This window comes from Pseudarthrobacter ribosi (genome assembly GCF_055412865.1).
Genome location: NZ_JBVAYZ010000002.1, coordinates 264,331 through 274,927 on the forward strand (window position 1 = coordinate 264,331; position 10,597 = coordinate 274,927).

General features: G+C 69.6%; 10 protein-coding genes. 1 reads left to right on the forward strand and 9 read right to left on the reverse strand.

The genetic code is table 11. The features are described 5' to 3' along the window. The first annotated feature begins 46 nt into the window (after positions 1-46). The gene (locus tag ACZYZ5_RS03115; RefSeq protein WP_463899067.1) at positions 47-988 is read left to right on the forward strand and encodes a DUF1206 domain-containing protein; all 942 of its coding nucleotides are present in this window, start codon (positions 47-49) and stop codon (positions 986-988) included. A 23-nt stretch (positions 989-1,011) separates the two neighbouring features. On the opposite strand, the gene ACZYZ5_RS03120 is transcribed toward ACZYZ5_RS03115, so the two are convergent. From ACZYZ5_RS03120 to ACZYZ5_RS03160, 9 genes are all read right to left on the reverse strand, one after another. Beyond that, positions 1,012-2,013, reverse strand: a complete 1,002-nt coding sequence (locus ACZYZ5_RS03120; RefSeq protein ID WP_463899069.1) for a DNA topoisomerase IB — start codon at positions 2,011-2,013, stop codon at positions 1,012-1,014. 214 nt (positions 2,014-2,227) lie between these two features. After that, positions 2,228-3,688, reverse strand: a complete 1,461-nt coding sequence (locus ACZYZ5_RS03125) for an FAD-dependent oxidoreductase (protein WP_463899071.1) — start codon at positions 3,686-3,688, stop codon at positions 2,228-2,230. 106 nt (positions 3,689-3,794) lie between these two features. After that, entirely contained in the window at positions 3,795-5,117 is a 1,323-nt protein-coding gene (gene cobA, locus ACZYZ5_RS03130) for a uroporphyrinogen-III C-methyltransferase (RefSeq protein WP_463899073.1), read from the reverse strand. A gap of 239 nt (positions 5,118-5,356) precedes the next feature. Then, a complete protein-coding gene (locus ACZYZ5_RS03135; protein WP_463899075.1) occupies positions 5,357-5,653 on the reverse strand; it encodes a putative quinol monooxygenase in 297 nt (98 codons plus the stop codon). Positions 5,654-5,695: 42 nt separating this feature from the next. Beyond that, entirely contained in the window at positions 5,696-6,175 is a 480-nt protein-coding gene (locus ACZYZ5_RS03140; protein ID WP_463899077.1) for an SRPBCC family protein, read from the reverse strand. Between the two features lie 80 nt (positions 6,176-6,255). Further along, the gene (locus ACZYZ5_RS03145; protein WP_463899079.1) at positions 6,256-7,191 is read right to left on the reverse strand and encodes an ABC transporter permease; all 936 of its coding nucleotides are present in this window, start codon (positions 7,189-7,191) and stop codon (positions 6,256-6,258) included. Further along, positions 7,181-7,906 carry an ABC transporter ATP-binding protein gene (locus ACZYZ5_RS03150; RefSeq protein ID WP_463899081.1) on the reverse strand — a complete coding sequence of 242 codons (726 nt, stop codon included), beginning with the start codon at positions 7,904-7,906 and terminating at the stop codon, positions 7,181-7,183. Before ACZYZ5_RS03150 ends, ACZYZ5_RS03145 begins: the two co-directional genes overlap by 11 nt. 42 nt (positions 7,907-7,948) lie before the next feature. Next, positions 7,949-9,127: an ABC transporter substrate-binding protein gene (locus ACZYZ5_RS03155; protein ID WP_463899083.1), complete on the reverse strand. Its 1,179-nt coding sequence runs from the start codon at positions 9,125-9,127 to the stop codon at positions 7,949-7,951. 238 nt (positions 9,128-9,365) lie between these two features. Beyond that, on the reverse strand, positions 9,366-10,532 hold the full coding sequence (locus ACZYZ5_RS03160; RefSeq protein ID WP_463899235.1) for an RtcB family protein: 1,167 nt from the start codon (positions 10,530-10,532) through the stop codon (positions 9,366-9,368). Between the last annotated feature and the right edge of the window lie 65 nt (positions 10,533-10,597).

Consider the following 10,597-nt stretch of genomic DNA (forward strand, 5'->3'; position numbering starts at 1 on the left):
GTTGATAGTTCCGGGGACGCGCTCTCCCCTGCGTAGACTCGGCGGCATGGAATCACCGGGGCCACACGGCCAGCAAGCGTCCCGCGGAGCCCGCGGCGAGACCCCCGGCGCCACGTCCGGCGCGTCCGGCGCGTCCGGCGAAACCCCGGGCGGAGCCCTTGGCGAGACCCTCGGCGCGGCCGCCGGCGACGCTGCCGACGCCGCGGAGTCCGTCTCGGACAGTGCGGCGCTCGACGTCGTCGCCCGCTCCGGCTTTGCCGTGATGGCGCTGCTGCACATCGTGATCGGCGCGATTGCGGTGGCCCTGGTGCTGGGCGCCCCGGGTCAGGCCGAGCCGACCGGGGCGATCGAACAGCTCGCGGCCAACGCCTGGGGGCCTGCGGTCATGTGGGCGGGATTCATCGCCTGCGCCGGGCTCTCCCTGTGGCAGCTGAGCGAGGCGACGCTGCGGGCCAGGCATTTCCCGCGCCGGCAGCGGCTCGGCAAGCTCGTGTCCTCCGGCTTCCTCAGCATCGCCTACGGCAGCGTGGGGCTCAGCTTCGCGGGCTTCGCGCTGGGCAACCGGGGCGATTCGGGCGACTCGACCCGGGACTTCAGCACCGCCCTGGTCCGCAGCCCCTTGGGGGTGCCGGCGCTGATCGGCCTGGGCCTGACCATCATCGGGATCGGCGTGTACTTCATCGTCAAGGGCGCGGGAAAGAAGTTCAAGGAGGAGCTGCGCCACTTTGAGGGGATGCGCCGGGGCCGGCTGATCAGCGGCCTGGGCGTCACCGGCCACATCGCCAAGGGGGTGGCGCTGATCCTGACGGGCCTGCTGTTTGTCATCGCCGCAGCCACCAACGATCCCGGTTCGTCCACGGGACTGGACGGCAGCCTGAAAGCCCTGCAGGACCACCCTTTCGGCCCCGTCCTGCTGCTGGCAATCGGGGCGGGCTTCATCGCCTACGGGCTGTTCGCGCTGGTCCGGGCACGCTTCGGACGGATGTAGCCGGACGTCGTCCGGCCCGGCAGCTACCCCGCGGCCTTCCGCAGCGGAACGACGTCGCCCTCTTGGTACAGCAAGGCCCGGACCTCGGATTCGGCGGAGTCCACCCGTTTCGGATCGATGGTCTCCCCCGCGGAGAAGTGGTCCAGCACCCGCGGATCCACGTAGCTCTTCCGGGCGATCGACGGCGTGTTGCCAAGCACATCGGACGCGTCCAGCATGGCGCGGCTCACCGCCCGCTTCCGGGCAGAGACCTTGGGCTGCGGACCGCTCTTCGCCAGGCTGGCGGCCGCGGCCACCGTCCCGCGTAGGGTGCGGAAGTCCTTGGCGGTGAAGTCCTGGCCGGTGCGCTCTTTGACGTAGTCGTTGATGTCCGCGCTGGAGACCGGGCGCCAGCTCCGGCCGTCCTTGTAGGCCAGCAGCCGGGCGTTGCCGCCGCGGCGCTTGAGCTGGCGCACGACGGCGGCCAGGTCGGCGTCGTGGATCCGCGATTCCCAGGTCTTGCCGCTCTTGGCGGGGAAGCTGAGCCGGATCTCGTCCTTGTGCACGCCGACGTGGGCGCAGAGCAGGGTGGCGAGGCCGTGGCTGCCGTTTTCATTTGTGTACCGCTCGGAGCCGACCCGCAGCGAGCCGCTGTCCAGCATCCTGAAGGCGGCGGCCAGCACGCGCTCCCGGGTGAGGCCCTCGGAGCGCAGGTCCATGGTGACGAGCCGGCGCGCGGCGGGCAGGGTTTCGGCCAGCTGGAGGGCGCGGTCGAACTTGAGCCGGTCCTTCTTTTCGCGCCAGCCCGGGTGGTAGATGTACTGGCGCCGGCCGACGGCGTCGAGCCCGGTGGCCTGGATGTGTCCGTTGTCGTACGGCGCAATCCAGACATCCGTCCACGCCGGCGGGATGCCGATGCCCTCCAGCCGCTCGCGCACCGGCCCGGGCGGCAGCGTGGAGCCGTCCAGGTCCTTGTAGCTGAAGCCGGTCCCGGCCGGGACCCGGCGGTAGCCGCGGCCGGACGCGTTGCTGCGCCGGAGCCTCATCGGCCCGTTCCTGGTCCGGGGGCTGCCGGCATGTGCTGCTCATCCATGACGGTAAGCCTACTGACTAAAACCGGCTTTCCGCCACGCACCAGAAACGCGAGGTCATTCGCGGCCCGTAGTCCCCTCCGGGATGGGCGCGAAGTGACCCCGCGTTGCTGGTTGGTGGTGTGTGGTGGTGCGGTGCCTGCTCGGGCGGTGCCTGTGCGTGCGGGGATCAGACCTCTGCGGCCACGCCGCCGCGGGAGATTTCCACCATGGCCTCGCGCGGGACCACTTTGATGCGTTCGCGGGCGAGGCCGTCCGTGCCGGCGCCGCCGCTGGCCTTCTCGCCGAGGGACCGCTCGTGCGCGTCCAGGGCGAGCCAGCCTTCCCAGCTGGTGTACTGCACGCCGCGGTTCACCAGCAGTTCGACGATCGTCTCCGGGGCGGGTGCCGCGGCGAGCGGCAGGTTTGCGCGGTCCTCGAGCAGGTAGGTCACAGTCTCCAGGGCATCGCCCTTGGTGTGCCCGATCAGGCCGACCGGGCCGCGCTTGATCCAGCCGGTGGCGTAGATGCCCGGCACGTGGGCCCCGGACGAATCCAGGACGCGGCCGCCGTCGTTCGGGACAACACCCTTGCTGTGGTCGAACTCGACCTCGGGCAGCGACGAGCCGAAGTAGCCGATGGCGCGGTACACGGCCTGGACCGGGTAGTCGACGACCTCGCCGGTGCCGCGGGCGCGGCCCGTGCCGTCCAGTTCGGTGCGCTCGAACTTGATGCCGGCGACGCGGCCGGGGGCCTCGGCGTCGTCGTACACCTCGACCGGGCTGTGCAGGAAGTGCAGGTGCAGGCGGCGGGAGGCCGTGAGCTCGGAGAGGTCCTCGGGCTGCTGGGCGATCCAGTTGGTGAGTGTGCCCACCATGGTCTTGGTCTGGTTGTTGCTCTGGATCTGCCGGTCCGATTCGGCGTCGAACTCGAAGTCCTCGGCGTAGAGGATGATGTCCACGTCCTTGGAGTGGGACAGCTCGCGCAGCTCCAGCGGGGTGAACTTCACTTGGGCGGGGCCGCGGCGGCCGAAGACGTGCACGTCGGTGACCGGCGAGGACTTGAGGCCGGCGTAGACGTTGTCCGGGATTTCCGAGACCAGGAGGTCGTCGGCGTGCTTGGAGAGCATCCGGGCGACGTCGAGGGCGACGTTGCCGTTGCCGATCACGGCGATTTCCTTGGCCTCCAGCGGCCACTCGCGGGAGACGTCCGGGTGCCCGTCGTACCAGGAGACGAAGTCCGCGCCGCCGTAGGAGCCCTCGAGTTCGATGCCGGGGATGTTCAGGTCCGCGTCCTTGATGGCGCCGGTGGCGAAGATGACGGCGTCGTAGTGGGTGCGGAGGTCCTCGAGGGAGAGGTCCGTGCCGTAGTCGACGTTGCCGAAGAAGCGGATGTCCCCCCGGTCCAGGACCTTGTGCAGGGCGTTGACGATGCCCTTGATGCGCGGGTGGTCCGGGGCCACGCCGTAGCGGATCAGTCCGTAGGGCGCCGGGTAGCGGTCGAACAGGTCGATGCTGACCGTGAGCTCGCCGCTCTTGACGGCCTCGCTCTTGGTCAGGATGTCCGCGGCGTAGACACCGGCGGGTCCGGAGCCGACGACGGCGATGCGCAGCGGGCGGGCAGCAGTTCCTACAGGGGTGTTCGTTGACACGGCTGTGTTCCTTTGTTCTTCTGCATCCGTTGCTCCACAACCGCCCTTTTGGGGCCTGATAACGGCAGTTACGGAGCAATCGACGGGGCTTGGGGGCGGTGCGGGTCTAGGGGGTCAGTACGCGGGACTTGGTGGTCTTGGTGGTCTTTGTGGTCTTGGTGGTCTGGGTGGTGCTGGTGGTGCGGGGGGCGTTCGGGGAGGTGGTGCCGTAGTCCGCGGTCTTGAAGTGCGACGGTGCGAACGGGCTGACGCGGACCACGTCACCGATCACGATCACGGCGGGGTTCGCGACGCCTGCGGCCTCCGCCTGGTCCGCGATGGTCCCGAGCGTTCCGATGGTCACCCGCTGGTTCGGCAGATAACCATTCTCTACGATGCCAACAGGCGTCCCCGCTGGCAAACCGGCGCGTCCCAGCGAGGCCGCGGAATCGCGCAGCTGGCCCACGCCCATGAGCAGGATCACGGTGTGGTCGGCACGGGCGGGGACTTCGGAGAGCTCCTCGTGGCCGGTGACCACGCTGAAGCCCTTGGCCAGCCCGCGGTGCGTGACCGGGATGCCGGCCGCGGCCGGGACGGAGATGGCGGAGGTGACGCCGGAAACCACTTCAACTTCGACACCGTGCTGCCGGCAGAACTCGGCTTCCTCTCCGCCGCGGCCCAAGACGTACGGGTCGCCGCCCTTGAGCCGGACCACGCGGTGTCCCTGCAGGGCCTCGTCGACCAGGATCCGGTTGATCTCGGACTGCGGGACGGGGTGGTGGCCGGGGGTCTTGCCGACCTCGATCACGCGGACGTCGGGGGCCAGTTCGGCCAGGAGCTCGCGCGGGCCCAGGCGGTCCGCGACGACCACGTCGGCCTGGCCCAGCAGCCGCCGGCCGCGGACGGTGATGAGCCCGCTGTCGCCGGGGCCGCCGCCGACAAGCGCGACGGTGCCGGCGGATGTGGATGGGCGTTGCCGGCGCAGCGGCAGGTCCCCGGTTTCCAGGGCGGTGGCGACGGCGTCGCGCAGGGCCATGGCGCGGCGCGGGTCTCCCCCGGCGTTCACGGCGATCTTGACGTCATCGACGACGGCGACGGCGGGTGTCCAGGCGGCGGAGGCCTCGTGGTCGGAGGCGTTGACGCACCAGATCCGCTGCGCCTCGGCGTCGGCCGATACCTGCGCGTCCACGGCGGCGTCGCCGGTCGCGGTCTGGACGAACCAGACGCCGTCGACGTCGGCCGTGCGGTAGGTGCGGGGCTCCCAGGCGAGGAGGCCGGCGTCGGCGAGGCCGGTCAGGGCCGGGCAGGCGAGGGGCGCGACGACGGTGACACGGGCGCCGGCGTCGAGCAGTCCCTTGGCGCGGCGTGCGGCGACCGGGCCGCCGCCGACGACCAGCACGGGGCGGCCGAGGAGGCGCAGCGCCGTGGGGTAAATGTCCTGAATTGCCATGCATCGACGATAGGGCGGCGGCATGGGCCGGAACAACGGTGCGGAAACACCCGTTCACGCGGGGTAACGCCACGTCACATAGTTGTCGCGGTCCGTCGGCGGCCCGGACAGGCACCCCGGGTGGCGCCCATTCGCCGTCCGGGGGCACTTTGACGGCCGGATCAGCCGCTGCGGGCTCAAACGACGGCGTGTCCGTGTCAATGTGCCCCCGCATGGCAGGCGGCCGGGTGGCGATGGGCCTACTTCACCGCAATGAGCTCGATGAGTTTGATGTCGGGGTCCTTGGTTAGCAGCTCGGGCCCGTGCTGGCCCAGGGCGGCGGGGATCGCGCCGTCGAGGTGGGCCTGCCGGTCCTCCTCGGTGTCAAAGGTGTCGAAGATGCCGAACGTGTTCTCGTTGACCCGGAAGGCGTACCAGGTCCGGGTGCCGGGTTCGGCCAGGACGATCTCGCGGCCTCCGTTGAGGAAGTCCCAGACGTCCTGCTCCTTCCCGGGCTTGGCTTCGACCAGTGCCAGCACTCCGTATTTTGGCGCCACGGCTGTCTCCTCAGATTTGGGCTGGATCGGCCGGATACCGGCCTATAGCCGCGAGTGTAGGCCGGTGCCGGGGTCCGGACAAGGCGTCGCGAGGAGGGCACCGCGCCCGGCAATAAGGCGTTCCAGATAGCGGCGCAGGATGACCCGCTCGACCAGCCAGCCCACGGGTCCAAAGGGTGCCGAGAACTCAATCCGGTCGGTCATGACCGAGCCGGCGTCGGTTGCCGCGAACTCGTGGACGTGGCGGAACGCCTTGAAGGGGCCCTGCACTTGTTCGTCCACGAACGAGGCCGGGTAGTCGAGGCGGGTCACGCGGCTGGTCATGGTCAGGGGGACGCCGAAGTGCCGGGCCCGCCAGGTGACTTCCTCGCCGGCGCCGATGAGCCCTTCGGTTACCCCGGCCACGGCGCGCTCCCCCGAGGCCGCCATCGTCTCCACATGCGCGTCGATGCTCCGCGCCCGGTCGAACAGCTGCTCCCTCGGCAGAACGGATTCGGTGCGGCAGACGAAGCTCACGGTCATGCCGTCAGTCTGCCAGACGCAGCAGGCCCCGGCGGCGGTGGTCGCCGTCGGGGCCTCCTGTCGGCTTGCGCCGGGGGTGGCTAGCGGGTGCTGCCGGCGAGGAGGCCACGACGGCGGAGCAGGCGCTTTTCGATCGGGGCGAAAAACAGCAGTTCGATCAGGATGCCGACGGCGAGGATCAGCAGGATCGCGGCCATCACGATCGTCATGTCGGACAGGTCGCGGCCCTGGTTCAGCATGGAGCCCAGGCCGAAGCCGATGGAGCCGCCGACGGCAATGATTTCCGCGGCCATCAGCGAACGCCAGGAGAAGGCCCAGCCCTGCTTGAGTCCGCTGAGGTAGCCGGGCAGCGCAGCCGGGAGGATGATCTGCAGGGCCAGCTGGAGCCGGGACGCGCCCAGGACCGTCCCGACGCTGCGGTACTGCGGCGGGATCTGGTCCACGCCGGAGATCAGCCCGTTGATGATCGAGGGGATGGCGCCCATGAACACCACGAAGTACACGGTGGCATCCGTGAGGCCGAACCAGATGATCGCCGCCGGCACCCACGCCACGGACGGCAGCACCTGCAGCCCGGAGATCAGCGGGCCGAACGCGCGGCGCAGCGGCGCGACCTGGGCGAGCAGGAGCCCGACCGGGGTCGCGATGGCCACGCTTATCAGGAACCCGACGAGCCCGCGCTGCAGCGAGGTCCACACCGCTTCCTGCAGCTTCCCGTCGGCCCAGAGGGTACCCAGCTGGCCGAGTACATCCAGCGGACCGGGCACAAGGTCCTGCCGCTTGAAGCCCATGGACACGTACAGCTGCCAGATGATCAGCAGCACCACAATGGCGGCCACCGGCAGCAGGACCCGGCTCCAGTCGACGCGGGCCCTGCGCACGGCGTCGGACTGCAGCGAATCCAGCCCGGCCTCAAGCTCGCGCAGGTCGGACGGGCCGGTCGAGGACCGGGTCAGGGCCGCGGTGATGTGGCGGGTCTCGGCGGGTTCCACCAGCGACGTTGGTTTATTTGGCATGGCGGCGGATCTCCTCGCGTAGCCGGGCGGTGATTTCGCCGGTGAGCTGGCCGGCCAGTCCGGCGTCGGTGCGGTGCTCTTCGCTGACGTGCCATTCCCGCACGACGCGGCCGGGCCGGGAGGAGAGCAGCAGCACGCGCTGGCCCAGCCGGACGGCCTCGCGCACGTTGTGGGTGACGAAGACGATGGTGCGGCCGGTTTCTTTCCAGATCCGCTCGAGCTCGTCGTGCAGCAGGTCGCGGGTGATCGCGTCCAGGGCCGCGAACGGCTCGTCCATCAGCAGCAGCTGCCGGTCCTGGGCGAGCGAGCGGGCTAGGGCGACGCGCTGGCGCATGCCGCCGGAGAGCTCGTGCGGGCGCTTGTCCCCCGCGCCGCCCAGGTGCACGAGGTCCAGCAGTTCGCCGGACTTGACCCGGCGCTCGGCCTTGCCGACGCCGCGCAGCTTCAGGGCCAGTTCGATGTTCTCCCGCGCGGTCAGCCAGGGGAACAGTGCGGCGTCCTGGAACATAAACGCGGCGCCGTCGCTGGGCACCTCGAGGGCGCCCGACGTCGGGGCCTCCAGTCCCGCCATGATGTTCAGCAGGGTGGACTTGCCGCAGCCGGACGCACCGAGCAGGGCGACGAACTCGCCCTGCCCGATGGTGGCGTTGACGTCGTCCAGCACCGGGGCGCCGTCGCCGAAGCGCTTGCCCAGGTTTTCCAGTACGACTGGCATGGTCACGTCCTTACTTCTGTTGGCGGGCTGGGGAAGGACCGGCTAGTCCTGGCCCAGTCCCTGCGCGGAGATCTTCGTTCCCGTGGTGCTCTCGCCGAGGACGCTGTTCAGGGCCGTGAGGTCGAAGATGCCGGTGATGTCGGCCTGTTTGGTGGTGCCGGCGTCGACGCCGTCCTGGAGCAGCTTCTGGTACGTTCCGGCGAGCGGGTCGACGGTGAAGACGATGTTCTTGAGCGAACGGTCGATCACGTCAGCGGGCAGGGCGGCACCGGCAGAGTCCTTGAGCGCGGCGTTGAGGGCCGTGGACTTCTCCGCCGCGGGGGCGGCGTTGAGCCAGTCCACGGATTCAACGTGGCCCTTCAGCAGCGCCTTGACTGTCTCGGGGTGCGCGGCGGCGAAGTTCTTGTTGACGATCAGGACGGTGGTGATGAACTCGCCCTTCTCCCACAGGTCCTTCTCATCGACAAGGACCTTCGCGCCGGCCTGGAGCATCAGGCGGGAGGCCCAGGGCTCCGGGAGCCACGCGCCGTCGAGCTTTCCGTCCTGGAACAGTTTCAGGGTCTGGGCGTTCTCGGTGGGGTTGATGGCGACGTCGCCGCCGCCGTCGGTGGTGGTCTGGTAGCCCTGCTTGCCGAGCCAGGCGCGGAGGGCCACGTCCTGGGTGCCGCCGAGCTGCGGGGTCGCGAGCTTCTTGCCCGCCAGATCCGCGGCCGAGTTGATCTCGGGTTTGACCACCAGCTGCGCCCCGCCGGACGCTGCGCCGGCGATGATGCTGATCGATTCGCCGTTGCTCTTGACGTAGGAATTGATGGCCGGGTTGGGGCCGATGTAGGTGGCGTCGATGGCGCCGGCGTTGAGGGCTTCGATCGCGGCGGGCCCGGCGTTGAAGACCTGGGTGCTGAGCTTGGTGTCGCCGAGGCTCTTCGCGATCAAGCCCTGGCTGGTGCCGATGAGGGCCGGGGCGTGGGTGATGTTCCCGAAGTAGCCGAGTTTGAGTTCGGCAGCCGGGGTGCCCGCGGCGGCGACCGGCGCAGCGGCGGCTTCGTTGTTGCGGGACAGCGTGGACGCGACGGCGGCGCCGGCGGCGATCAGCAGCACAAGGCCGACAGCCAGGCTGATCTCCAGTGTGCGCTTGCGCTTGGGCTCGGCTGATTCGCCAGCGACGATCCGGGTAGTTCCGGGGGCCTGGCCGGGGGTGGGGGTGTTCGACGGGGATGACATGAGGGAGGTCCTGTTCTTGGGAGTGCGGGGGTGGCCGGGCGGGTGGTCAGCGTCGGCGACATCGCCCCCGGGGTACCCGGCTGGCGAGGCCAAAGGAGATCAGTTCCGTGGTTGTCATTGCTTCACCATAGGGACTGTCAGGAACACGGTTCAACGGCCCGGAAACCCGGGGTCACGCGGGTTCATGCAGCGTCACATGCGGGCCCGCATCCGGGCTTTACAGCGGATTTATTGCGGTTTAATCGCCCTTAACGTTGACGAGCTGCCGGAGCCTGTGCCGTATCTTGACAAGGTCCGCGGAGTCGCGCATCACCTGGTCGATGGGTTTGTACGCCGCCGGGATCTCGTCGATGAAGGCCTTGCTGGGCCGGAATTCGATGCCCTGCATGGCGGCCTTCAGCTCGGCCAGGGTAAAGGTCTTCTGCGCGGCGTGCCTGGAGTAGGCGCGCCCGGCGCCGTGCGGCGAGGAGTTCAGGGACTCGCGGTTCCCCAACCCGACCACAACGTAGGACGCGGTGCCCATGGAGCCGGGAATCAGCCCGGGGTCCCCGGCCTCGGCCCGGATCGCGCCCTTGCGCGAGACCCAGACCGACTTGCCGTAATGCCATTCCTTGGCGGTGAAGTTGTGGTGGCAGTTGATCCGTTCGGCCTCCCGGACCGTGCCGCCGGTCCAGGATTCAAACTGCCGGACCACCCGGTCCATCATCTCCTCGCGGTTCAGCAGGGCGAAGTGCTGGGCCCAGCGGAGTTCCCTGATGTACCGGTCGAATTCGGGGGTGCCTTCCTCGAGGTAGGCCAGGTCGGGATGCGGCAGGGCGATGTGCCGGCTCCGGATCAGGCTGCGGGCCTCGCCGATGTGCCGCTGCGCGAGTTTGTTGCCGACGCCGCGGGAGCCGGAATGGAGGAACAGCCAGACGGCGTCCGTCTCATCCGCGCACACCTCGATGAAGTGGTTGCCCGAGCCCAGCGATCCCAGTTGCAGCGTCCAGTTCGCGGCGTACTGGCCGGGGTCGAACCGCGCCTTGACCGCCAGGCGCCGCAGCTGGTCAATCCGCGGTGCGGCGGTGGCGCTGATCCTGTGGTTGAAGTGGCCGGCGGACAGCGGAACGGCATGCTCAAGGCCCTCCCGCAGCGGTTTGCGGTCCTTGGGCAGGTCCTTCACGGAGTACTGCGTGCGGACCGCGATCATGCCGCAGCCGATGTCCACGCCCACAGCCGCGGGGATGACGGCGCCGAGGGTGGGGATGACGGATCCCACGGTGGCGCCCAGGCCCAGGTGGGCGTCCGGCATCAGCGCCAGATGCGGATAGATGATGGACAGCTGCGCCGTGGCCAGGGCCTGTTCGCGGGTCTTGTCATCGAGGATCGACGCCCAGCTGATGAGCCGGCTGTTGATGACTTCCACGGCGCCTCCCACCACGATGATCGTGGTCCGCCGGCCGGGTGGCAAGGGCCTCCGACGGCGACTTC

What these genes read in the sequence shown, in the direction of transcription:
- ACZYZ5_RS03115 (WP_463899067.1), top strand. Translation starts at nt 47, where the DNA reads ATGGAATCACCGGGGCCACACGGCCAGCAAGCGTCCCGCGGAGCCCGC.
- ACZYZ5_RS03120 (WP_463899069.1), bottom strand. Translation starts at nt 2,013, where the DNA reads ATGAGGCTCCGGCGCAGCAACGCGTCCGGCCGCGGCTACCGCCGGGTC.
- cobA (WP_463899073.1), bottom strand. Translation starts at nt 5,117, where the DNA reads ATGGCAATTCAGGACATTTACCCCACGGCGCTGCGCCTCCTCGGCCGC.
- ACZYZ5_RS03140 (WP_463899077.1), bottom strand. Translation starts at nt 6,175, where the DNA reads ATGACCGTGAGCTTCGTCTGCCGCACCGAATCCGTTCTGCCGAGGGAG.
- ACZYZ5_RS03145 (WP_463899079.1), bottom strand. Translation starts at nt 7,191, where the DNA reads ATGCCAAATAAACCAACGTCGCTGGTGGAACCCGCCGAGACCCGCCAC.
- ACZYZ5_RS03150 (WP_463899081.1), bottom strand. Translation starts at nt 7,906, where the DNA reads ATGCCAGTCGTACTGGAAAACCTGGGCAAGCGCTTCGGCGACGGCGCC.
- ACZYZ5_RS03155 (WP_463899083.1), bottom strand. Translation starts at nt 9,127, where the DNA reads ATGTCATCCCCGTCGAACACCCCCACCCCCGGCCAGGCCCCCGGAACT.